19 protein-coding genes and 1 riboswitch are annotated in these 22,940 nt (G+C 62.4%); of the genes, 8 read left to right on the forward strand and 11 right to left on the reverse strand.

Annotated features, from left to right (window positions below; translation table 11 throughout):
* Nucleotides 1-373 precede the first annotated feature (373 nt).
* The gene (locus KUF55_RS01425; RefSeq protein ID WP_168151865.1) at nt 374-1,027 is read right to left on the reverse strand and encodes a dTMP kinase; all 654 of its coding nucleotides are present in this window, start codon (nt 1,025-1,027) and stop codon (nt 374-376) included.
* Nucleotides 1,028-1,450: 423 nt separating this feature from the next.
* Here KUF55_RS01425 and KUF55_RS01430 point away from each other — a divergent pair, with 423 nt between their 5' ends.
* On the forward strand, nt 1,451-1,852 hold the full coding sequence (locus tag KUF55_RS01430) for a hypothetical protein (RefSeq protein WP_168151864.1): 402 nt from the start codon (nt 1,451-1,453) through the stop codon (nt 1,850-1,852).
* A 190-nt stretch (nt 1,853-2,042) separates the two neighbouring features.
* Nucleotides 2,043-2,140: riboswitch (glycine riboswitch) on the forward strand.
* 420 nt (nt 2,141-2,560) lie between these two features.
* On the forward strand, nt 2,561-4,030 hold the full coding sequence (cycA, locus tag KUF55_RS01435) for a D-serine/D-alanine/glycine transporter (RefSeq protein WP_218817770.1): 1,470 nt from the start codon (nt 2,561-2,563) through the stop codon (nt 4,028-4,030).
* A 113-nt stretch (nt 4,031-4,143) separates the two neighbouring features.
* On the opposite strand, the gene KUF55_RS01440 is transcribed toward cycA, so the two are convergent.
* The 3 genes from KUF55_RS01440 to KUF55_RS01450 all read right to left on the reverse strand — a co-directional run bounded on the left by KUF55_RS01440 (nt 4,144) and on the right by KUF55_RS01450 (nt 7,016).
* Entirely contained in the window at nt 4,144-4,518 is a 375-nt protein-coding gene (locus KUF55_RS01440) for a PH domain-containing protein (RefSeq protein ID WP_168151861.1), read from the reverse strand.
* 219 nt (nt 4,519-4,737) lie between these two features.
* A complete protein-coding gene (locus KUF55_RS01445) occupies nt 4,738-5,760 on the reverse strand; it encodes an LLM class flavin-dependent oxidoreductase (RefSeq protein WP_168152110.1) in 1,023 nt (340 codons plus the stop codon).
* Nucleotides 5,761-5,789: 29 nt separating this feature from the next.
* Nucleotides 5,790-7,016 carry a CynX/NimT family MFS transporter gene (locus KUF55_RS01450; RefSeq protein WP_218817771.1) on the reverse strand — a complete coding sequence of 409 codons (1,227 nt, stop codon included), beginning with the start codon at nt 7,014-7,016 and terminating at the stop codon, nt 5,790-5,792.
* 152 nt (nt 7,017-7,168) lie between these two features.
* Here KUF55_RS01450 and KUF55_RS01455 point away from each other — a divergent pair, with 152 nt between their 5' ends.
* Both KUF55_RS01455 and KUF55_RS01460 read left to right on the forward strand, forming a co-directional pair.
* Nucleotides 7,169-8,482 (forward strand): MFS transporter, encoded by a 1,314-nt coding sequence (locus tag KUF55_RS01455; RefSeq protein WP_218817772.1) that lies wholly within the window; start codon nt 7,169-7,171, stop codon nt 8,480-8,482.
* Entirely contained in the window at nt 8,479-9,159 is a 681-nt protein-coding gene (locus tag KUF55_RS01460; protein WP_132364385.1) for a FadR/GntR family transcriptional regulator, read from the forward strand. Before KUF55_RS01455 ends, KUF55_RS01460 begins: the two co-directional genes overlap by 4 nt.
* Before the next feature lie 59 nt (nt 9,160-9,218).
* Here KUF55_RS01460 and KUF55_RS01465 read toward each other — a convergent pair whose 3' ends face one another.
* On the reverse strand, nt 9,219-10,676 hold the full coding sequence (locus tag KUF55_RS01465; RefSeq protein ID WP_218817773.1) for a benzaldehyde dehydrogenase: 1,458 nt from the start codon (nt 10,674-10,676) through the stop codon (nt 9,219-9,221).
* A gap of 26 nt (nt 10,677-10,702) precedes the next feature.
* Nucleotides 10,703-11,803, reverse strand: a complete 1,101-nt coding sequence (locus tag KUF55_RS01470) for an NAD(P)-dependent alcohol dehydrogenase (protein WP_218817774.1) — start codon at nt 11,801-11,803, stop codon at nt 10,703-10,705.
* 177 nt (nt 11,804-11,980) lie between these two features.
* On the opposite strand from KUF55_RS01470, the gene KUF55_RS01475 reads away from it, so the two are divergent.
* Together KUF55_RS01475 and KUF55_RS01480 are read left to right on the forward strand one after the other, a co-directional pair.
* On the forward strand, nt 11,981-12,892 hold the full coding sequence (locus KUF55_RS01475; RefSeq protein ID WP_218817775.1) for a helix-turn-helix domain-containing protein: 912 nt from the start codon (nt 11,981-11,983) through the stop codon (nt 12,890-12,892).
* Between the two features lie 121 nt (nt 12,893-13,013).
* Complete coding sequence (locus KUF55_RS01480) at nt 13,014-13,841, forward strand: shikimate 5-dehydrogenase (protein WP_218817776.1); 828 nt, start codon at nt 13,014-13,016, stop codon at nt 13,839-13,841.
* A gap of 244 nt (nt 13,842-14,085) precedes the next feature.
* Here the strand turns inward: KUF55_RS01480 and KUF55_RS01485 are convergent, their stop codons facing one another.
* The 4 genes from KUF55_RS01485 to KUF55_RS01495 all read right to left on the reverse strand — a co-directional run bounded on the left by KUF55_RS01485 (nt 14,086) and on the right by KUF55_RS01495 (nt 17,537).
* Nucleotides 14,086-15,357 (reverse strand): calcineurin-like phosphoesterase C-terminal domain-containing protein, encoded by a 1,272-nt coding sequence (locus KUF55_RS01485; protein ID WP_370630977.1) that lies wholly within the window; start codon nt 15,355-15,357, stop codon nt 14,086-14,088.
* Between the two features lie 9 nt (nt 15,358-15,366).
* On the reverse strand, nt 15,367-15,912 hold the full coding sequence (locus tag KUF55_RS18975; RefSeq protein ID WP_370630941.1) for a metallophosphoesterase N-terminal domain-containing protein: 546 nt from the start codon (nt 15,910-15,912) through the stop codon (nt 15,367-15,369).
* 459 nt (nt 15,913-16,371) lie between these two features.
* Nucleotides 16,372-16,629, reverse strand: coding sequence for a hypothetical protein (locus KUF55_RS01490; RefSeq protein WP_218817777.1), 258 nt, complete (start codon nt 16,627-16,629; stop codon nt 16,372-16,374).
* A 119-nt stretch (nt 16,630-16,748) separates the two neighbouring features.
* Nucleotides 16,749-17,537: a GNAT family N-acetyltransferase gene (locus tag KUF55_RS01495; RefSeq protein ID WP_218818668.1), complete on the reverse strand. Its 789-nt coding sequence runs from the start codon at nt 17,535-17,537 to the stop codon at nt 16,749-16,751.
* A 181-nt stretch (nt 17,538-17,718) separates the two neighbouring features.
* Between KUF55_RS01495 and KUF55_RS01500 the strand changes: the two genes are divergently transcribed.
* Nucleotides 17,719-19,245: a helix-turn-helix domain-containing protein gene (locus tag KUF55_RS01500; RefSeq protein WP_218818669.1), complete on the forward strand. Its 1,527-nt coding sequence runs from the start codon at nt 17,719-17,721 to the stop codon at nt 19,243-19,245.
* Nucleotides 19,246-19,362: 117 nt separating this feature from the next.
* Nucleotides 19,363-20,436, forward strand: a complete 1,074-nt coding sequence (locus KUF55_RS01505) for a YeiH family protein (RefSeq protein ID WP_218817778.1) — start codon at nt 19,363-19,365, stop codon at nt 20,434-20,436.
* A 7-nt stretch (nt 20,437-20,443) separates the two neighbouring features.
* Here the strand turns inward: KUF55_RS01505 and KUF55_RS01510 are convergent, their stop codons facing one another.
* Complete coding sequence (locus KUF55_RS01510) at nt 20,444-22,897, reverse strand: DEAD/DEAH box helicase (protein ID WP_255557225.1); 2,454 nt, start codon at nt 22,895-22,897, stop codon at nt 20,444-20,446.
* Between the last annotated feature and the right edge of the window lie 43 nt (nt 22,898-22,940).

The raw sequence follows: 22,940 nt of genomic DNA on the forward strand, positions 1-22,940 counted from the left end.
GCTGGATTGCCGGGTGCCGGGCCGGGATCGTCTTCGTGATCCCAGTAGGTTCTTCCGGCGTTCTTTCTGCGTAAGAACTACATTTCCGCACTTTTCCAGAGTCAGGTAGGGGGTAATCGAGGAAAGATTTGCACTTCTTCTCTTAATCGCAAAATGTGAGCTGCCACGCATCAAAGCGATGAAGAAGCATGGAATATGGTCTGGACTACACGGAAACGGCCGAAGAAGCACAGGATTTATCGGAAGCTACAGAATGCCCTGTTCATTGCGGCTCAAGTCGGCGTTCGGTTGGGGCTGACGAGGCAGCTCGGATGCGCAAGGGGAAGAGCGAGGATCCAGTTGAGCGGATATAGCACCGGTCGAGTCAATTGGCTCAGGACGCTCGAGAGACGACCCTGGCGATATTGGACAGTACCTGCTCAGGGTCCGCTGACCCGTCAATGATGTGCCAGCCCTTGTCCTGCGCAATTCGGAGGTACGCTTCGCGGGCGGACTCCAGATACAGCAGAGTTTCGCTGTCCTCGCCCCGCAAAATAATCCGGGCCTGGGCTAGCTCGGCCGGAAGGTCGAGCAGCACGATGGCTTCCGGACGCGGAAGTCGGGCGATGAGCCACGGTAATACGTGTCCCCGGGGCAGGCCGCGGACGGATTGCAAGACCAGCTGGCAGGCAATATGGCGGTCCATCACCGTGGTCCCATGAAAAGTCGTGGCCTTGAGATGCGCGCGCAAGACGTTAACGCACCGCACCACGGACTCAATACGATTGGCCCAGGACGGTGAAAGCGAAGTGCCGAAGCGTTCGGCCACGCGCGAGAGCCAACGGCGACCGGCAGGGTTACGGAGGAGCTGGGCCGGCGTGCCGGAAAGTTTCAAAACTTTAACCAGCGACTCTGCGGCAGTGGTCTTGCCCGCTCCGTCTATGCCCAGCAACACGATGGTCCGACGGCGCGACGAATCATCCGCAAAGGCACCGATATGCCGCGGATTCGGCAGGGTGCCGTTTCTCGTTCGTAAAGCGGTGGACATTAAGGCAAGGACTCCGTTGGTTGATTCGGTGAGATCTCTCTGTCAGTTCAACGAACAACGCGACGGATTCGATGCCAACCTAGACTGTGGATTTCCCGTGAACCTGACGGCTGGCATGGCCGGGTAGGGTTACTGCCCGCGCCTCGATAGCTGGTTGGGGCCGTTCCGCCTTCATTGCTGTGAAACGCGTATCGTCCCTTGACCTGATGCTTGAGAAAGTGTTGGCGATAATCGTCGACGGCCGTGGGAACGTGCGTCTTTGTGCCGAACGGCTTTTTGGGTGCTGCATAAGTCCCACACACGCGCCGGAGACGTGGCGAGCACTTTTCATGCCTCTCGCCGTCCCCCTATCGCAGCCGGTGTGCGTCCACTAGGCTGGCCGCGCCGGGGTCAAGCGCCCCGTTCACTGGCCACGGAGGATGCATGAATGCAAACGACTGGGAATCTGTTCCCTTGGCTTACCCGCCGCTTGGTGCGGTTGAGGTACCGAACAGCGGATTCGGATTCCTCGCTATCGCTAGTCTCTTGAAACTGGGCGTGCCCAATGTTCTTTTTCGTCTCCCGCGCGAAGGCAGGGAAACGGAGGACCTGAACCTGGGTGTGGCGGCTAAAGAGATCGCTGCCTACTTGACCGACGCTGGCGTTCCCGGCCCGCCGAACCCGGCGGCGGACTGCTGGTTCATCGTCCCGCCGCCCTCGCTGCCCACGGAGGGATTCTGGGACGCTTTGAATGAAGCGGAGCCGCTTCGTCAGGCCATGCCGGGAGCCATGGGACGTCGGGAAGGCCTGCGTGCGGCGCTGCAAGTTCTCTATTCCAACAGCTAAGCAAGCCGTACAAATGCGTCATCAGCGAGCCATTGCGAGCTTTTTGTGCCAAATGTGAAGGGCTGCTTTTGGGTGCTAAAACCCAAGTCATCGGCCAGCCTATGGACTTGCGCGAAATAAAACATGCTGTGATTTGCACCACAGGGACTCGCCGCGTAAGTTATGACTGCAGACACAAACAACTTGCCGTTGACACGTGGCGGGAGAGTCCCGTTCACACCATGGACGGGCGCCGTAGGAGCAATTCCTCCCCAGGAAACTCTCAGGCCCCCGTACCGCCACGAAGAGGCAAATCTGGAAAGCAGCGCGGTTTAGCCCGCGCTCACCGAAGGAGCAAGTCCTTTTCCCTCACGGGGTAAGGATGGAAACTCTCAGGTACGTATACAGATTGGGGAGGATCCAAGAACAGTGCGGCATCTGCCGCGCGTGATTCAGGAGTTCCTCCAAGATGCTAACCACCCACGCCACTGCCCGGTTGCCCTTCGGCGCGCCCGCTGGCCAAACTCCGGATCCCGCTGTGCTGGATCCGGAGTTTGGCCCGCGCACCGCCGCTAGGCATTCCTGCAAGCGCACCGGCTCGGGAATGGTTGCCTCGGAGAACCACGCGGAGGACTCGATTCGGAGCCTCGCATCCACACGGCGATTCCCACTAGGGAGTCGTCCATGGCACGCCACCGAAGCACCAGCACCCATTTGGAAGGCAACAGCATGAGCAATACCACTTCCGCGCCCCACCTCGAGCGTGGGCTATCCAACAGGCACATCCAACTGATCGCGCTCGGCGGGGCCATTGGCACCGGATTGTTCATGGGCTCCGGCAAGACCATTTCGGTCGCTGGTCCCTCGGTCATTTTCGTATACATGATCATTGGTTTCATGCTCTTCTTCGTGATGCGCGCCATGGGTGAAGTGCTCCTGAGCAACACGAACTACAAGAGCTTTTCCGACTTCGCCGGAGACCTCCTGGGTCCGTGGGCTGCCTTCTTCACGGGTTGGACCTACTGGTTCTGCTGGATCGTCACCGGAATCGCCGACGTGGTGGCCATCGCCCACTACGTAGCTTTCTGGTGGGCGGATCTGGCCTTGTGGATCCCGGCCGTCGCCTGCATCCTGCTGCTCTTGGCACTAAACTTGCCGAGCGTGAAGAACTTCGGTGAAACCGAATTCTGGTTCGCACTCATCAAGATCATTGCGATTGGCGCGCTGATTGTTGTCGGTCTGGTCATGATCATCACCGGTTTCGAGAACAACGGCGCCACCGCTTCCTTCGCGAACCTTTGGAACGATGGCGGGATGTTCCCGACCGGCTTCATGGGCTTTGTTGCAGGCTTCCAGATCGCCGTGTTCGCCTTTGTGGGTATCGAGCTGGTCGGCACCACCGCCGCCGAGACCAAGGATCCGGAGAAGACGCTGCCTCGTGCCATCAACTCCATCCCGATCCGCATCCTCTTCTTCTACGTCGGTGCCCTGATCATCCTGATGGCGGTCCAGCCATGGAACCTGTTCAGCGCCGACGAATCCCCGTTTGTGGGCATGTTCGCCCTCGCTGGCCTGGCCGGAGCGGCAGGCGTGGTCAACTTCGTGGTGCTCACCTCGGCAACCTCCAGTGCCAACTCCGGCATCTACTCGACCTCCCGCATGATCCACGGACTGGCAGAGGAAGGCGACGCTCCCAAGGCGTTCAGCAAGCTCTCGCGGACCAAGGTTCCGAAGAACGCGCTGCTCTTCTCCTGCATGTTCCTGCTCGCCGGCGTGGCGCTGCTCTACGCGGAGGGCTCCGTGGCCGAGGCCTTCACCCTGGTCACCACGATCTCGGCATTGTGCTTCATGTTCGTCTGGTCGATCATCTTGATCAGCTACATCGTCTTCCGCCGTCGTCGCCCGCAGCTGCATGCTGAGAGTAAATTCAAGATGCCTGGCGGGGCGTTCATGCCCTACGTGGTGCTGGCCTTCTTCGGCTTCATCATCTGGGCACTAACCACCCAGGCCGACACACTGATGGCGCTGATCTTCACCCCGATCTGGTTCGTTGCCCTGGGAATCGGCTACCTGATGCTGCGCCGTAACCCTGCGCACGAAAGGCTGCGCAGCGCCCACGAGGCAAAGGTCGCCTCCGAACGCCAGAGCGCCGCGGCGTTCAACGCCGGCAGTGACCTCCGTGAGATGGTCTCGAAGTAGCAAGCAGGGCAGAGCAAAACCGCTTCACACACTACAACGGCGGGGCCACCCCAGCAGGGGCGACCCCGCCGTTGTCTTGCGGCTAGGGGGCTGACTCGTCGGTCAATAACCGACTACAGGACGTGGGAAGCGATGAGCTGGGAGAGTGCCCGCACATCAACCTTGCCCTTAAACTCGAGGCGGACCTTGCCCAGGGAACTGAACCACAAATCCAGCTCGGCATCGAGGTCAAAAGTGCCTGCGGTCTCCACGGAAAACGCCTGGACCTTGGAATAGGGCAGCGACGTGTAGTCGCGCTTTTTGCCCGTGAGGCCCTGAATGTTCACCGCTATGAGCCGTTTGTTGGTGAAGACCACGTAGTCGCGCGCACCCTTGAAGGCGGCGAGCAGCTCCTCGCCCTGAACAAAGAGGGGAGTGATTTCGCCCGCCACATCGCCGGGATTGCACGGGCTGAGCTTAAACACTGAGGCATTGTTAAAATCGATCATCCCCCGACCCTACCCAGTGGCAGGGAAGGTTGGGGGAGGACCGCGGTGTACCAGAGCCGCGCCGAGTCGAGAGTGAGGTCTCGCTGCACAAAGCTCATGGGTGAGGCGATGAAAATGCCAGTCATGAGCCAGCGGCAATCGAGGTGCCAAGCGCGCTTTTGGCCCCCAGCGTGCTTGGCTACGACAATCAGCTCGTGGAGATGGAGGCCGTGGCCCCCATTAGCGCCAGCCGAGCCCCGGTGCCACATGCGTCAGAATCGAGGAAATGACGTGAGTGTTGTACTCGACGCCGAGCTGGTTGGGCACGGTGAGCAGTAGGGTGTCCGCCGCAGCGATCGCCTCGTCCTGCGCCAACTTCTCAATCAGCTCATCCGGGGCGCCAGCGTAAGACTTACCAAAGACCGCGCGCGTTGTTGGATCGATGTTGCCCACCGAATCCGAGCTGTGCCGGTCGCGGCCGAAGTATTGCCAGTCGCGCTCTTCCGTCAGGGCAAAAATGCTGCGACTGACCGAGACCCGCGGTTCCCGCTGGTGCCCGGCCTCCTTCCAAGCCTCCCGGTAGAGAGCGATCTGCTCGGCCTGCTGGACATGGAAGGGCTTGCCGCTCTCGTCGTCCTTGAGCGTGGAGCTCTGCAGATTCATGCCCAGTTTTGCTGCCCACACCGCGGTGGCATTGGATCCCGAACCCCACCAGATGCGCTCGAGTAGACCTGGCGAATGTGGCTCCACGCGCAGTAATCCCGGCGGGTTAGGGAACATCGGGTTGGGGCTCGGTTCCGCGAAGCCCTCGCCGGTGAGCACCTGGAGTAGGCGTTCGGTATGCCGCCGGCCCATGTCTGCGTCCGACTCACCCGCGGCCGGGGAGAAGCCGAAGTGACGCCACCCATCGATGACCTGTTCGGGTGAGCCACGGCTGATGCCCAGCTGCAGTCGGCCGCCGGAGATGAGGTCTGCGGCGCCGGCATCCTCCGCCATGTACAGCGGGTTCTCGTAGCGCATGTCGATGACGCCGGTGCCGATCTCGATGCGGCTGGTCTTCGCCCCGATCGCGGCGAGCAGCGGGAATGGGGAGGCGTGCTGCTGGGCGAAGTGGTGGACGCGGAAATGGGCGCCGTCCGCCCCGAGCTCCTCCGCCGCAACCGCGAGATCGATGGCTTGGAGCAACGCGTCCGACGCGCTGCGCGTGCCAGACTGCGGGTGGTCGGTCCAATGACCGAATGATAGGAATCCGATGTTCTTCACAATGGAGGCCAACACCGCGTTGGCGATTCCTATTCCGGACGGATCCGCGGCCCCGTCGGCCGTTCGGCGAGCCGCGCCGCCAAGAGGCCGCCGATGGAGAAGGCGAGCGTCGCCGCAAGCACCAGGGCTAGCGGCATGGTCCAGGAACCGGTGGCGCCATTGAGCCATCCGGCCAGCGGTGGGGCGCAGGTCGCGGCAAGATAACCGCCGGTTTGGATGCGGGCCGACGCGCTGGCGGTGTCGGCGTTATTGTGTGCGACGCGCGGGATGATTGAGAAGATGGCGGTGAACCCGCCACCCTGGGCCACTCCGCCGATGATGGCCCAGAGCACAAAGGCCTCGGGAGCGGCAAGTAGCCCGATCGGAAGCGCCACCCAGAACATGGCGATGACCGCCGTGGCAATCCAGAGTTTGGTACGCGAGGCCAGCAGTGGCACGCCAAACGCACCGATGACTGCGGCGATTTGGAACAGTGAGGACGCTGCGCCCGACGCTGCGGCGTCCAGTCCCCGAGTGTCGGCCAGGAGCAGCGGCAACCAAGCGGTGGTGGCGAAGTAGGCGGCGGACTGACCGCAAAAGGCCAGCACCAGCAGGGAGACAACACGTCGAAAACGTCTAGTTTCGGCGGTGAGGGCGAGCTGTGCGGTCGAGGCACCGGGTCCGTTGTGGGCACCTGGAGTGGCGGATTGCTGGAGCAAGGTGATGTCGGGCGTATCCGCGCGGTCCTTGCGTAGCAGCCAGTAGAGCAGCCCCGCGGCCGTGACCACACCCCAGGCCGCGATCGCCCAGCGCCAGCCCAGTACTCCGGCCAGCGGCGCGGTGCCCAACAACGTGGCCATCGAACCGACGTTCATGGTGGCCGAGTACAGACCCGTGGCGGCGGAGATCCGTTTGAAGGGCACATCGCGGCGGATTAATACCGGAACCGCGATGTTCCCGAGGGTCATCGCCGCACCGATCACCATGGTTCCGGCCAGCACCACCGAGGCGGGTCCCAGCGAGCGGATGATGGTTCCGGCTAGCACTCCTGCTAGACAGAGAACGATGGTGCCTTCCGGGCCAAAGCGGCGGATGCTCCGTGTGGCCAGCGGTGTCATCAGCGCAAAGAGCAGGACCGGTAATCCGGTCAGCAGACCCGCGCCGACGGCGCTGAGTCCGGTTTCGGCCTGGATGTCGGTGATCACCGCGGTGGGCGCGATGATCGGAGCGCGCAGGCTCAATGCCACAATCACGATCCCGACGATGACCCAGGGCAAGGTTGAGCGCGTGGCTGGGTGGCGGTGCGTGGTGGGCTCCTTCCGCGCTGTGGTCCTGAATTCAGCCTATCCGAGCCCGTGCCGGTGCTGCGGACTCGTGTGGGGAGACACGAAATTCGCCGTAACAAACATCAGACGTCTAATGTTTAAATATGAACTCCGAGACCACTCAGCAGCCGCCCCACCCGTCGCAGGCGGTCGAGGATGTTGCAAACGAATTAGTAGAAGTTGAAGCGGCAGTCGGGGCACCGGGAGCCAGAGTGCAGCCCGAGACGCGAAATCGCTGGGCAACAGGTGCCTTAGCGGTTGCCGCCGTGGTGCTGGTGGGACTGAACCTGCGCGCCGGAATCGCTTCGGCGGCGCCGCTGTTCCATGACTTGGAGAACCTGCTCGGCTACGGGACGCTCGTGGCCGCACTGCTGCCCACCATCCCGGTCCTGTGCTTCGCCTTCGCCGGAGCGGGAACCGCCTGGCTGGTGAAGCACACGGGTCTTGAACGCGCGATTGCGCTCGCTCTGCTGCTGCTCACCCTGGGCCTGGGCGTGCGCGCCTTTGAATCCACCTGGCTGTTGTTGGCCGGCACCGTCTTCGGCATGTCGGGCCTGGCCATCTGCAACGTGGCCATGCCCTCGTTCATTCGGGAACACCACGCGCGGCGCACCGCGGCCATGACCGCCACCTACACCGTCACGATGTCGGTGGGCGCGACCACCGCCGCGGCACTGAGCGTGCCGATCGCCGCGCAGCTCGGCTCCCCAACGCTCGGCTTAGCGGCCTGGGCCATCCCGGCGGGAATCGCACTGCTGGTCATCGTGCCGCTGGCCTGGCGCGGTAGCCGCGTCGCTGGCCCCACGGCGCCACATATCTCCCCTTGGCCCATGCTTGGCACCCGCAAGGGCCTGCTTTTCACCTCGGTTTTCGCGGTCCAGGCGCTGCTGGTGTACACACTATTGAGCTGGTTGCCGCACATCCTTATCTCGCGCGGGCTTGATCCGGCCACTGCCGGCTTCATGCTCGGTCTGGTCCAGGCCGTCAGCATCCCCACCGTGGTGTTGTTGCTGTGGATGGCCTCGAAGCCGCGGCTCCTGCGACCGGCCTTCATACTGACCTGTGCGTGCTCGCTCGCCGGGTTTAGCGCCCTGTTGGTACTTCCGGTGACACTCTCGATCGTGCCCGCGGTGCTGATCGGCCTGGGATTCGGGATTTTCCCGTTGGTGATGCTGATGATCAGCCGCAGCGGCGAGAGCGCCGCGGAAACCACCGCGCTATCCACCCTGGCCCAGTCCGTCGGATACCTCATCGCCGCCACCGGGCCGTTCGGGCTCGGCTTGTTGCAGGGTGTTCTGGGTTCCTGGAGCGTCCCGCTGGTGATCCTTATCGGGTTCTCTGCGCTGCAGTTTGTTCTGGGTTACCGGCTCGGTGGCAGCGGGCGCAAAGCGAACGTCCCGGCGCAGGTGCGCTCATGAGTACCCCGGTGGTGCGGCCCCCGCTGGCCGACGAAGTTGTCGCTAGGCTGCGCGACGCCGTCTCCTCGGGCCGCTGGGGAGTGGGGGAGAAGATTCCCTCCGAGCCTGAGCTGGTGGCCGAATACGGAGTTTCTCGTGGGACCCTGCGCGAGGCGGTCAAGGCGCTCGCCCATGCCGGTTTGTTCGAGGTCCTGCGCGGGGACGGAACCTATGTGCGCGCCACCAGCGAGATCAGCGGCACCGCCCAGCGGGTCTATCGTGAGCACCTAGACGAAGACGTTCTGCAGGTGCGCTTCGCTCTTGATACTCAGGCCGCTCGGCTCGCTGCCGGCTCGGCGGACACCGCGGTGATCGCCGAGCTGCGGGTGTTGTTGGCGAAACGACGCGAAAGCTGGATATCGGGTGATTACGAAGCGTGGTCGGCGGCCGATTGGGAATTCCACCTGCTGGTGGCGCACGCCTCGGGTAATTCACTGTTGCATGAACTCTACGAAAGTTTCGGCGATGTCTTCCACGGGACCAAGATGGTCCAGCGGCTGGAAGCAGGCTTTGACGGGGCACTGGCCACCGGGCATGAGGAACTGCTGGATGCGATCGAGGCCGGCGACGGCGAGGCCGCGGTGCATACAGTGATCGCCAACCTCGACTACTGCATGGGGTGGATGCCCGGGAAATAGCAGTGCCGGCGGCGGTGCGTGGGGCACAAGATGCCACCGTTCGCCGCCGGCATTGATTGCTAGAAGGGATAAACCGGGACCTGGGGGCTGATGGTGATCCATTGAGTTTCGGTGAAGGCCTCGATATTGGCGCCCGGACCGCCGAGCCTCGAACCGGTACCGGAGGCGCCGACGCCACCGAAGGGTGCGTTGGCCTCGTCCGCGACGGTCATCTCATTAATATGGATCTTGCCCGAGTGGATCCGGTCGGCTATTTTCATGGCCTCTCCCACGTCTCCAATGATGGAGACCGAGAGTCCATATTCGGAGGCGTTGGCGAGCTCGATGGCCTCGTCGATGGTGGCCACCTTCAGTACCGGGGCGACGGGACCGAAGATCTCTTGGTTCCAGGCGGACATGTCCGCGGTGAGGTCGCAGAGCACGGTGGGCCGGTAAAACTGCCCATCGTAGGTCCCGCCGGCGGCCAAGGTGGCGCCTGCCCCGACGGTGCCCTCAACGATGGATCGGATGCCCTCGAGCTGGCGTGAATCGATGATCGGGCCCAGATGCACGGGGCCCGCAGAGGGGTCTCCGACCACGAGGGCCTCGGCGCGATCGGATAGTTTCCGGACATACTCGTCGTGCAAATCCGCGTGGACGATGTGGCGGCCGGTGCTCATGCAGATCTGGCCCTGGTGGAAGAAGGAACCCATTGCGCCGACCCCGGCCGCAAGGTCTAGGTCTGCGCCGGGGAGCACGATCAGGACGTTATTGCCGCCGAGCTCCAGGTGCGTGCGCTTTAGGTTTCTTGCCCCGGCCTCGCCAACGTGGCGGCCGGCGGCGGTGGAGCCGGTGAAGGACACCACTCGCACCTCGGGCGCCTCAACGGTGGCGGCCCCGACATCTCCGCCGCCGGGCAGGTATTGCAGCACGCCGGCAGGCAGCCCGGCCTCCTCGAAGATCCGAGCGATGAGCGCCCCGCCCACCACGGAGGTGCGGGGGTCGGGCTTGAGCAGCACCGCGTTGCCCAGAGCGAGGGCGGGGGCGACCGAACGCATGGCCAGCAGCAGTGGGAAGTTGAAGGGCGCGATCACGGAGACCACGCCGGCGGGAACCCGGCGGGCGATGGACCAGTGTGGGGCGTCGGAGGGCAGATATTCGCCGTGCGGGTGGGTGGGAAGCGCGGAGGCCTCGAAGCACTCGTTGGCCGAGTAGTAGACCTCCATGGCGGCCTTGTCGGGGATTGATCCCGTTTCCGTCACGACCCAGTGGATCAGCTCCTCGGCGTGGGCCTGGAGCAGGTCACCGGCCTTGCGGAGGACCGTTGCCCGCTCGGTGGGTTTGACCGCGGCCCACAGTTTCTGGGCCGAGGCCGCCCGCTTGGCGGCCGCGTGGACGTCGTCGGGTGTGGAGAACCCGATGCTGGCGATGGTTTCGCCCGTCGAAGGGTTGCTCACCTCTTGGGTTCCGCCGCGGCCCTCGCGCCACTCATTGGAGTAGATCTTGCCGGTCCAGATTGATTTCTCGAGCACTGACATGGTGTTCCTTTCGGGTCGGTGGTCTTTCAGAAGACGAGGATTGGTTTGATGACGTCGCCGGATGCCGAGGCGTCGAAGGCGTCGTTGATCTGCTCAAACGGGAAGGTCTTGGTCAGTTTCTCCAGCGGAAACTTTCCCAGCTTCCACAGCGCGATTAATTGGGGGATGAACACCTGCGGGACGGAGTCGCCTTCGATGATGGTGCGGAAACTCCACCCCTTCAACAGGGAACCGCCGACCTCGAAGGAAACCTCTGTGCCCGGGGCGGGGGCGCCGACCAGGGCCACAGTGCCACCGATGCCCAGGATGTCTGCGGCCTGGCGGAGCACTGCCGGGATGCCGGTGGTGTCCAGCGTGTAGTCCATGCCCCGCTCTCCGGTGATGCGGGCGATTTCCGCGGCCACATCGGCGGTGCGGCTGTTGATGGTGTGGGTGGCACCCAGCTCCTTCGCCGTGGCCAGGCGTGCGTCGATGATGTCGACGGCAATGATGGTGGTTGCCCCGACGGCCGCGGCCGCCATGAGCGCGGCGGATCCCACGGCACCGGTGCCGAAAACAGCGATGGAGGAGCCCGCGCGGACCTCGAGAGAGTTGATGACGGCACCGGCGCCGGTCTGGAGTCCGCAGCCCAGCGGACCCAGCAGTTCAAGGGGAAGATCGTTGTCGACCTTCACCACGCTGCGCGCCGCGACATTGACGTGGGTGGCGAAGGATGACTGGCCGAAGAAGTGGGAGGAGACGGCCGTCCCTTGCGCGGAGAGCGCCGTGGATCCGTCGGTGCGGGTTCCGGCGAAGTTGCGGCCGAAGAAATCGGCGCAGTATGCCGGGCGCCCAGTCAAGCACTGTTCGCAGATTCCGCAGGAGTTCGCCGAGAGCACCACGGAGTCCCCGGGGCGCACGGAGGCGACCATGGAACCGACTGCTTCGACCACCCCGGAGCCTTCGTGACCGAGCACCGCCGGCAACGGCGTGGGATAGACCTGGTCGCGCACGATGGCATCGGTGTGGCAAACACCCGTGGCCACCAATTTGACCCGCACCTCGTCGGGACGCAGGTCATCGAGCTCGAGTTCGCGAAGTTCGAAGGGAACACGTGGGGCGGTGGCGACTGCGGCGGTGATTTTCATGCTGGTGGTGACTCCTGGATGCGTGTCTGCGGCGTGAAATGCCTTCGGGATCCGGAGGATCCGTGGGTGATGAGCTTTGTATACTGTGACACGGGACATACTGGACGCGGTTGTCGAATTGCGACATCGCAATTGTCCATCCACGCCAACGTGGCCATTGGAGAGCAGGTACTGAGGATGAGCGCTGGAACGGTGGCAGAAGACTGGCACCACGACATGGCATCGAGGTTCGTGGGGCTTGAAGTCGAAGCGGTCGGGCCCTCCAGCGAGCTAGCCAGAGGGAGCGTCTCGTCCACCGACCTCGGTGGCGTGAAGATCTTCGGCATCTCGGGTTCGCCCCAGCAGCTGGTGCGCTCCGCGGCTACGGCTCGCCGCTTGCCCGCGGAGTCCCTCAAGGTGTGCGCCGTGCGCCGAGGCCGCGGTATTATCGAGCAATCCGGCCGCGAGGTGGTGGTTGGGCCCGGTGAATTCACCGTGTACGACACCTCGTTGCCGTATCGAATCACGTGGCCGGACTCATTTGAGTGTGATGTCATGACGGCGCCCGCTGCGGCCACCGGCGTTCAGGTTGCCTCGCTCACCGGTGTCGACGCGCGGACATGGTCCACTCGCACGGGAACCGGAGCGATGTTGCTGAGATTCATGAAGGACTGTGCCGCCATGCCGGCGCCAAGCGCCGTGGCCCGGGAACATCTGGGCTCAGCCGGGGTCTCCCTGCTCACCGGAGTGCTGCTCAGTGATTTTGAACCGGTGGCCGAGGGCGCCGGGGACCTCTTCCGCAGACAGGTCGAGGCATATGTCGCTCGTTTCCTCCGCGACCCTCGACTGGACCTTGCCGCTATCGCCGCGGCGCATCGGGTCTCCGTGCGCACGCTTCAGCGAACGTTCGCCGGAACCGGCAGGGGGCTGAGTGGACTCATTCGTCTCCGGCGCCTCGAGGCAGTTCGCCGAGACCTGATCGACCCGCGTCTTGCGCATCATACGATCGCCGAGATCGCTGCAGCGTGGTGCTTGCACGACGCCCAATGGCTCGCCAAGGCGTTTAAGGCGGAATTCGATGTGTCTCCCTCGGAGTTCCGCCGATCCTGATCGGTCAGTCGGCTAAACCGACTCCGGCATTGGCGATGCGCGGGCCCGCCGGTCATGCCGGCCTCGCTTTTTCTGGACGTCCAGAAATTTCGCTCCACAGCCTCCGCAATAGACTGGGAGCATGCCGATTTTGAACAAGGACACGACCCTTTGCATTTCGTTATCAGCCCGACCCAGCAACAACGGGACGCGGTTCCATAACCACCTTTATGACCAGTTGGGGCTGAACTGGATCTACAAGGCCTTCGCCCCCACCGACCTGACGCAGGCCATCGCCGGCGTCCGCGGTCTTGGTATTCGCGGCGCGGCCGTTTCGATGCCGTACAAGGAAGCGGTCATTGCGCTGGTTGACACCCTGGCCCCCTCGGCGGCCGCCATCGACTCGGTGAACACCATTGTTAATGACGGTGGCGTCCTCACCGCTCACAACACCGACTATTCGGCAGTGCTTAATCTGCTCAAAACCCACCACGTTTCCCCATCCCTTCGCACCGTGGTGCGGGGCGCCGGGGGCATGGCCAAGGCGGTCGTGGCCGCGCTGCGTGATGCTGGATTCCGCGACGTGGTGGTGGTGGCCCGCAACGAAGAAGCCGGCCGCAGCTTGGCCGAGACGTATGGGTACGTGTGGGAACCGGAGGCTCAGGACGGGGCCGAACTCTTGGTGAACGTCACGCCCATCGGCATGGCAGGCGGTGCCGAGGCCCAGCAATTATCGTTCACGCTCGAGCAGGTGGCCGCGGCCCAAATGGTGTTTGATGTTGTGGCGCTGCCGGCCGAGACGCCCTTGATCGGTGCCGCGCGCAGCGCCGGTAAACCGGTCATCACGGGGGCCGATGTGGCTACGCTGCAGGCCACTGAGCAATTTGTGCTTTATACCGGCATCACCCCAACCGACGAGCAAATCCTAGCCGCCCGGGACTTCATGCTGGCGGACGCACCCTCGGTTTAACCTAACGGTCCGCCCATTACGGGTGCCGCACCGCGTGAAGAAGCCGCCGGGTTTGTGGACCGAATATGGCCGCTACACCCCGGGCCAAACACCCGCACTTCGGTGAACTGGCTTTGCCTTGAGCCCTCTTGGCTTTTGCCGTGAGCGTGAGAGGCGGGCAGCCGGAGCGTTAAACGACGGTGGTGCGTCGCGGCCGAAAGGCTGCGACGCACCACCGATGCGCTGGAACGTGTGGAGCGCGGTATTACTCCGTGACCTCGAAACTGAGGGTTTCAGTAAATTCACGGCCGTGCACGTCGGTCGCGGTGACCTCTGCGGTGTGCGCGCCAACGGCAAGCTCGGCGGGCAGTTCCAGGCGCCACAGGTGCATGGTGCGGTCCGCGAGGCTGCCGCCGTTAACCAGCTGTTCCTGTGCGGCGACCGGATCGGAGAACTCGGCGCCGGAGAGCTGGGCCTCGCCTTCCATCGCCTGGGTGCGAGTGGCTTCGGTGCTAGGAGCACCGTCGATGCTGACCTTCACGGTGGAACCGGTGGACCCCATCCAGAAGTTGGTGGTCAACCACGTTTTATTGACCAGATCCGACTTCGGAACGGTCAGCGGGTTCTCAAAGGCGGGAGCCTTGCCCTTGTTAGCGAGGTTCGCGTCAAACCATGCGCGGTAGGCAGGAGTGTTCAGCCCGAGGGCCATCTGCACCGAGTCATCTTCGCCACGCACCGTGAAACGCTCAATCACATCGGTGTTCTTGATGTCCAGGGTCAGCACACCCGGACGTCCGCCGTCACGCTGCAGGGCCAACGGGTAACCGTTCTCGGCCTCGCGTCCGGAGAACCAGTCACCGGAGATTGCGCCGGCGGTGATGTGGGTGAAGGGCAGCCCATCAACGCCAAAGGCCTCATTCCATCCGGCAGTCTTGTCGCCTTCACGGAGGTTTTCGAGGCTGTGGGTGTGTCCGCCCAGAGCCACTGCTTCGCGGCCTTCTAACATCTTGTAGATTTCGGCGACCTGCGCAACTTGGTGCTTGGGATTTGACTGGTCCGCGTAATCCAGCAGCGGGATGTGTGCGGCGATCACGATGACCTTGTTCTTGGGCACCTGAGCGAGATCGTTGCGCAGCCATTGAAGCTGCTGCTCATCGAGGGCTCCGGTGTAGTCACCGTGAGCGGCGGGCTGTTTTGTTGGGTATTCGACGGTGTTCAGCGCAACCACGTGTGCCTTGCCTGCATCAAAGGAGTAGTACTCCGGACCGAGGTTGGCCTTGAAGGTGTCGAACTCATGCTCACTGGTGGTCGCGTCGTAGTCCAGATCGTGGTTTCCGGGCAGGAAGCGTGCCGGGCCGTTTAGAACGTTGGTCAGCTCGCGTGTCTGCGGGTAAAAGGAAAGAACGTCGCCGACCACGTCCCCAATAAACAGTGCCCCGCAGCCCTCGTAGTCGGTGCGCTGGGCCAGATCAGCGAAGGCACCATTGCGGGCGTATTCGACCTCGTCCTGGTCGTAGGTCTGAACATCGCCGCCGATGAGGCAGTGCTACTCAGTGGATTTGGTCAGCTTGCTCTTGGCCAAGGGGAAGTTCACGGCCTGAGGCAGGGCGCCGGTCGGGGCGAGACCACCGAATTTCAGTTCCGGGGAACCTTCGGACAGGTGGTGGTAGGAGAACTGGGCGACGTTGTTGTCGTCAACGGGGACCTGGTAGCCGCGCGGCTGGGTGACAAAAACGCTCATGTTCTCGAAGGCCGGCAGCTCGTAGCGACCCTGTGAATCTGTGGTGGTGACCTCGCGGCCGTTGGACACGCTCACACCCTTGAGGCCAGGTTCGTTGGTGTCCTGCGTAGAGTTCTTGTTCTCATCTTCGAAGACGATGCCATCGATGAGCTGCTCGGCGGTGTTAGCTGTCGACTTTACGACGTCGACGGTGCCGCGGTAGGCGTCCGTATCCCAGTTGCTGGGAGCTGGGTCGGCACTGGCGGCGGGGGAGAGCAATGCAACTGCGGTCAGCATGCTGGCTAGGGTGGCGGCTGTGATGGCGATCGGTCGGGCTTGGCGTTTTTTGGATGAATGGGCAAACGACTGCACGATGTACCTCCGGGTTTGAGTGAAACCTGCCAACTAATAGGTCGACCCAACAAACGTTCCAAGCGCAGATGAATGGAAAACCCGGATCGAGATCCGGGCAGGGGACATGCAGGTGAAGAATTGCCGACCTATGGTGCGAGGTTCAAGCACTGCGTCAGTCACGGCGCGGCCGCGGCAGGAAGCGACTCACTCGGGCGCTTCGAGGCGGCCCAGCGCTGACACAACGAGCGACAGTCCCGTAGCTTCGGGGCTCGCGGCCCTACTGATTGGAGTCTGTCTGGTGGAGTGCCTGCACGATGGACACCAGCGCACTGAGCAATCCGCACCAGACGGTATTTGCGTCGAGGCATGAGCCTCGTTGAGTCTCGGAGGTAGAGCCATCGCTCGACTCGATGGGGTGGCGCTCCCTGAATTGTTGGGAACACAAACGCTGAAGGGCCAGAAGCCGCGTGGGTGGCCTCAGCGACCCAATATTTGGCGCATGAAAAGCCGTAGTCCACCGCGCGAACCCAAATGCCCTTCTAGCTCCCAGGGGTCGGCGGACGCGTCCGATAAACGGCCATCTTCGCCGTACAGGAGATGTTTGGTACCGGGCCCGGGGATCTGAGCACCGGCCAGATGAGGAAGCCCGGGGCTTGACGCTGAACCGTGCAGGGCGCTGGGCCCCATCTTCGAGGTATTGCTCGCCGAGTTATTCGGGTGGATTGATTTCTTCATGCTGATCACTGGTTCCTCTGTCCGTACCTCCATTCTAGATTTGCTTGATTCATCGGGGCGTGTAAATCGAGAATGTCTTTGAATACCTAGCGGTGCCCAGCGCAAACCCACTAGGGGGGCTAGCGCGACCAGTTGTATGGCGTGGTGGTGGAAACCTTGATCAGTCCGGAACGTTCCAGAATGGGCCGGGAGTACTGCGTCGAATCGCTGTGGACCAATTTTTTGCCCGCCGCAACGGCCGAACGCGCACGCTCAGCCGTGAGAGCACGGTAGATGCCTCGGCCACGGTAAGCCTCCAGAGTCGCTCCTCCCCAGATGCCGACGAAGTCGGTGTTCGGAACGGGTTCGAGTCTGCCCGCGCTGACCATCCGGCCATCGGTCTCGGCCACCCATAATTCCATGCCGTCGTTGCGTGCCAGACGCTCGATGAGGGCATCGGCAAGGCGGGTGCTGGCGGGATCACCGAATGCCTCCTCGACCATTTCACTCATGGCGCGAATATCGCTATCACTGGTGACGCGTCGCAGGAGAACCCCCGGAGGTGTTTGAACCCCGCGACATAACCCCTCCAGAGCACCGATCATGATCGATTCTGGTTCATCTGGCAGGAATCCGTGATCCAGGAGTGCTTCGTGGAGACCCGGGGCGCGGTCGTGTCCACGGGTTTTCCACTCGACATGGGTAATGGCCGGATCGGCGCGATAGTAATCCAGCGCTCGATTCACGAGCTGGTTGATTCCACCGGCGTCGAGTGTTCCAAGGTCTCGATAGGTGACAAAACCTCGGCCTCCGGCGAACGTCACCAGTCGGATGGGACCTGCGAGCTCCACTCGGATAGCACTGGGCGTTTCGGCATCTGTGCGTAGTTGTTCATCGTAAGCCGCGAGGTATTTCAGCTGGTCAGTCATCGGTTTCATGCTTGCAGGGTGGATGCCTAGGCGCAACCCCGCATTCCCGCGCTAATACATGTCCGCCGAACCTCGTGAGGAGTCGACGCCATATCGGGAACAACCACGACTCAACTTCTTTGCTAAAAACGCATACTTCGGTCTTCTATTCACGACTTACTCACCTTTTTGCTGGAAAGGTATTCGTTTCTTCGCGTACCCTGAAAATGTGAGCACCCCCACATGGAACCGGCCAGCAACACCGGAGAAGAGCGTCCTGTCGCCGGAAGATGCCGAGCAACTGGACATCATTTCTCTGGGGCGACGAATTCGTCATCTGCGTAAGTCCAAGTCAATGACGCTTGATGATCTCTCCGCAGCGGTGGGCACCGCGCCCAGTCAGCTGTCGCTGATGGAAAATGGGAAGCGCGAACCAAAGCTCAGCATGCTCAAGGCATTGGCGACGATCTTCGGCGTAGGTCTGGATGAACTCCTCGGTGCCGCGCCACCCACCCGGCGCGCTGCCCTAGAAATCGAGTTGGAACGTGCCCAACGCGGTCCGCTCTACCAATCCCTTGACTTGCCCAAGGTGAGGATCTCTTCGAGACTGCCCATGGACGTGCTGGAATCCCTCGTCGGGTTGCAGGGTGAACTTGAGCGGCGGCTCAACGAGCAGTTGGCCACGCCCGAGGAGGCCCGACGCGCCAATGCCGAACTGCGCGGTGAGATGAAGGAACGCAACAACTACTTCCCCGCCATTGAAAAGGAAGCAGCGGGGCTGCTCAAAGCCATCGGCCACACCTCCGGGCCGCTCTCGCATCACCAAGTTGCCGACATCGCGTCGCACTTGGGCTTTTCCCTCCACAATGTTTCAGATCTCCCGCACTCCACCCGATCTGTCACGGATCTTAAGAACATGCGCGTCTATCTCACGCAGTCGCAGCGCTCCGAACATTCCACCCGTTCGGTGCTCTTGCAGGCGTTCGGGCACCACGTATTGGGCCATGCTCCACCCACCGACTACGCCGATTTTCTGCGCCAACGCGTGGCTACCAACTACTTTGCCGCGTCGCTGATGATGCCGGAGAAGGCAACGGTGGATTTCTTGCAGAAGGCAAAGAGCGCACGCGAGCTGGCCGTCGAGGACATCCGCGACGCCTTCTCTGTGTCCTATGAGACGGCGGCCCATCGCTTCACCAACCTGGCCACCGAACACTTAGGCATCACCGTGCATTTCCAGAAGGTCCACGAATCGGGCATCATTCACAAGGCGTATGAAAACGACGGAGTGAACTTCCCGATGGACCACACCGGATCGATCGAGGGGCAGGCGGTATGCCGACACTGGACCAGCCGCGAAGTCTTCGACGTGGCCGACCAATTCAGCGCCTACAATCAGTACACCGACACCAGCGCGGGTACCTTCTGGTGCACCGCGCGGACCGAACGATCTACGGCCGGAAAGTTCTCGCTCAGCATCGGCGTGCCCTATGTACACGTGAAGTGGTTCCGCGGCCGCGACACCACCGAACGATCCATTTCCACCTGCCCGGATGAATCCTGCTGCCGCCGCCCGCCACTTGATCTGCAGAAGCAGTGGGCCGGCCAAGCCTGGCCCAGCGCACGCGCCCAGACTCACCTCTTGGCTGCCATGCCCCAGGGTGCCTTCCCTGGTGTAGACGAGACGGAAGTATATTCATTCCTCGCGCATCACGCCGGGGACAAGTAGCCCGAGGCGTCCCCGTGCCTGACGTCTGCCTCGGTTGCTGTGCGACGGCGCAAACACGGCAGAATGGGTGAAGCCCCGCAACGTAGCGGGGAATGAACCTTTGGAGGAAACGCCGTGATGGGCGATCGTACACGGGGCGAAAACGCACCCGAGTTTCTTGGGGAAGGCACGGTACGCCCGGGAACACGAGCATGGCTGCGCACTCGTTGGCCGGGTTTGGCAGCTTGTGCCGTGGCCGTGGTGCTCGCCTTCGTGGTGCATCGGTTGCTACCTTCCGTTCCGGTGATGACCACCGCGGTGACGCTCGGTATTGTAGCAGCTAACCTTCCCGGTACCGGATCGCTGGTTGCTGGGCCATGGCGGTTGGGCCTGAAATTCGCGTCCAAGAAGCTCATGCATGCCGGAATCGTGCTGCTTGGCCTGAAACTGAGCATCATGGATGTGCTGGATCTGGGCTGGGTGACCTTTGGGGTGGTGGCGGTCATTGTGCTGCTGGCCTTCGGTGGAACCTACCTATTGGGTAAGGCCTTCCGGCTGCCGGGGGATCAGCCCCTGCTGGTGGCCACCGGATTCTCTATTTGTGGTGCCTCAGCGATCGGCGCGATGAGCGCCGTACGGCGCTCAAAGGATTCAGACACCGTGATTCCCGTGGCACTGGTGACGCTCTGCGGAACGTTGGCGATCGCTGTTTTGCCGCTCTTGCGTGATCCATTGGGTTTGGGGCCGGTTCCCTTTGGGCAATGGGTGGGAGCCTCGGTTCATGATGTGGGTCAGGTGGTTGCCACCGCACAGACCGCGGGGGCCTCGGCGCTGGCCATTGCCATCGTCATCAAGCTCACCCGCGTGCTGATGCTCGCGCCGATGGTTGCCGCGGCAGGAATCTTGGGCCGCCGCGGTCAGCAAAAAAACGGCGGACAAGGCCTCACGCTCCCACCCATCGTTCCGGGATTTGTTGTGGGTTTTGTTCTGCTGGTGGCCGTTCGTTCAATCTTCTATATCCCCTCCGAGGTGTTGGAGGCCGTGACGCTGGTGCAGGACGTGGTGTTGGCGGCGGCGCTCTTCGGCCTAGGTTCGGCCGTGCGGATCCGCCAACTCTTTGCCTCAAAGGGCGCGGCAGTGCTCATGGCTCTTAGTGCGTGGGCATTGATTGCCGGGTTGGCCTATGCAGGAGTGCTGTTATTGCAGCTCTAGAACGGTCCTAGCGGCCTTTAGCAGGAGCCCCTTCCGCAGTGAATCCCAACGTCGCGTAGCCGGGGGCCCGCTTGTCGTACGCGCGGGCGATGACCGGGGTCAACACGTCAATGTAGTCGTGGATCATCGCGGTGCTCTTGCCCGGGTACGGTCGGGTGATTCGTCCGGCATATTGCACCAACCTGCCCTTGAAGGAAATTGGGGCGGCGAGGAACAAGGTGTCGAGACGGGGGCAATCGAAGCCCTCTCCGATGAAGGAACCCGTGCCAAGGACCAGCAGCGGATCTTCCGGAGCCGTGGAATTGATACGCTCCATTGCGGCTTGGCGCGCGGCGGTCTTCAAGGAACCGTTAAGCTCGATGGGATCCAGTCCGGCCGATTTCACGGCCTCGGATATCAGCTGCAGGTGTCGCTTCCAGGTGGAGAGCACCAGAATCTGCCGACCTTCACTGTGTGCCTTCAGCACGTCCTGAACAATCTGCTCCAGCCGCGATTTGTCCTCGATGAGGATCTTATAGATCTGGGTGATCCCACCCGGTGAACTAGGGTCGATATTCCCGTCATAGGTGAAGGCCGTCTCGTGGCGGGTCAGCCGCAGGGCAGGGGCAGGATGCTCGGCCGCACTTTGCGGCAATTCCCCATGGCGCAGTGTGGCAAATTCATGGGTGAAGGAACCCAGCTGATGGAACATCAGTTCCTCCAATCCATCACGCCGGTATGGTGTTGCCGTCAGTCCCAGCCATGAGCGTGCGGGGATCTGATTTAGAACATGGCTGAAGGCTGCGGCCGGGATATGGTGGCACTCATCAACCACCACAAAGCCATAACCGGCGCACAGCTCGGCAACATTTTTGCGCCGTACCAGGGTGGGCAACAATGCCACGTCAATCCGGCCCGTTGTTTTGGACTTGCCGCCGCCGATTTGCCCCGGCTTCTCACCCAAGAAGGTGAGGATTTGGGAGCGCCATTGTTCCGCCAGTGCTTTGCGATCCACGAGGATCAACGTGGAAACTCCCTTGGCCGCGGCCAGAGCGCACGCCATGACCGTCTTGCCGCTGCCGGGCGCTGCCACCAAAACCGAATGCGTTCGGGTCTTAAGCGCGGTAAATGCGCGTTGTTGTTCTGGGTGCAGGGTGGCGGTGAAAGAAAAGTCGTGTGACGCGCCGACGGAGCGCTCATCGGTGAGTTTAAGCCGGCTACCGCCAGCTTGGACTAGCTCCTCGAGCCTAGGCAATAGGCCTCGGGGCAGGATGAGGTCACCTCCGAGGGTCTCGTCATAGCTGGTGAGGAAGCGTGGGATGTCCCAGGTGGATCGGCGTTGGCGTTGGCGTTCGTAAAAGTCCGGATTAGGCAAAGCCGCGGCATGCTTCAGTGCGGTGATCATGGCGGGCCCAAGATCGGTGGCGTGCAGCGTGATGCGGGCACCGATCGATGCGTTCACTATGGCTGCGGGCCGCGGAGAAATTTTGGAGGACGACGGTATATCTAGACGGGCCTTACGTCCAGTGAGGGGTGCTGGCAGTTGGCGCAAGAGTGAGCGTAGTTCGGCAGGGCTAACCCGCCCCAGCGCTGAGAGGTACGCCCATTGGTCGTCATAAGGTTCCAATGTTGCGGTGTCGAGGAACAACGTGGTCCCGTGCATTCGACGTTTACCGCTGAGCGGGGCAGCGATCAGATTGCCCATGCCCTTACCGCTATGCCGGTCCTGAGAGGGGAACAATCGGTCATAACTGCGCAGCGACATGGACCCCCTGATGCCCATGGCCTCGTGCAACAACGAGCTGGCCAGCGCCCGGGCGGCCTCGGCGGCGACTTCCTGCGTGAAAAATATCCATGCGTGCGCCCCACGTCCGGATTGCGATATCTCCAACGCCGCGGGGATAGCTCGGAATCGTGCGGCCTTCAGAAAAGCTAGCGCATCGAGCATGGCAGCTTCCCCGTCAAAGTCCGCGGCCACAAAGCAGCACGTGTCGCGCTCACTCAAAGGGTAGAAACCGATGTGTTGCGTGCCGCGCAAATGGGCTTCAATTTCGTTCGGAGTCAAGCGCGTGTAGTTGGCCGTGTTCCGATCCATCCATTTGCGCCAGCCACCTGACACGGCTGGAACCCATCCGGAACGTCCTTCGGTGGGGCTTTCCCAACGGAGCGCAAACACATCGGTACGGACCCGGAAGAGATCCATGAACAGGGCGATCTTTTCCGCCTCGGAGGACTTCGCATTCACTGGTCCCGGTGAACGCAGGGCAAGTTCGGCTTGGGCCGGGGCAGCTGAGCGAGCCTCTGCCTGGCCCAGTGATAAAAGCTTGCGCAAGCGGGCGTTCTCCAGGCGGAGGTTATCGAGCTCGCGTTGCATAAAGCCATCATCGGATTCGTCCGTGGGCAGACCGGCAGCCAGCGCAGCGATCTCTTCCTCGGTGATGGGAAGCTGCGCCTGTACAGGGTCATGGCGTTCAGGATTCACACCACCATTGTGCCCGAAACCCGGTTCGCCGGCGGGTCTCGGG

It is taken from the genome of Paeniglutamicibacter sp. Y32M11 (genome assembly GCF_019285735.1).
Classification (GTDB): Bacteria; Actinomycetota; Actinomycetes; order Actinomycetales; family Micrococcaceae; genus Paeniglutamicibacter.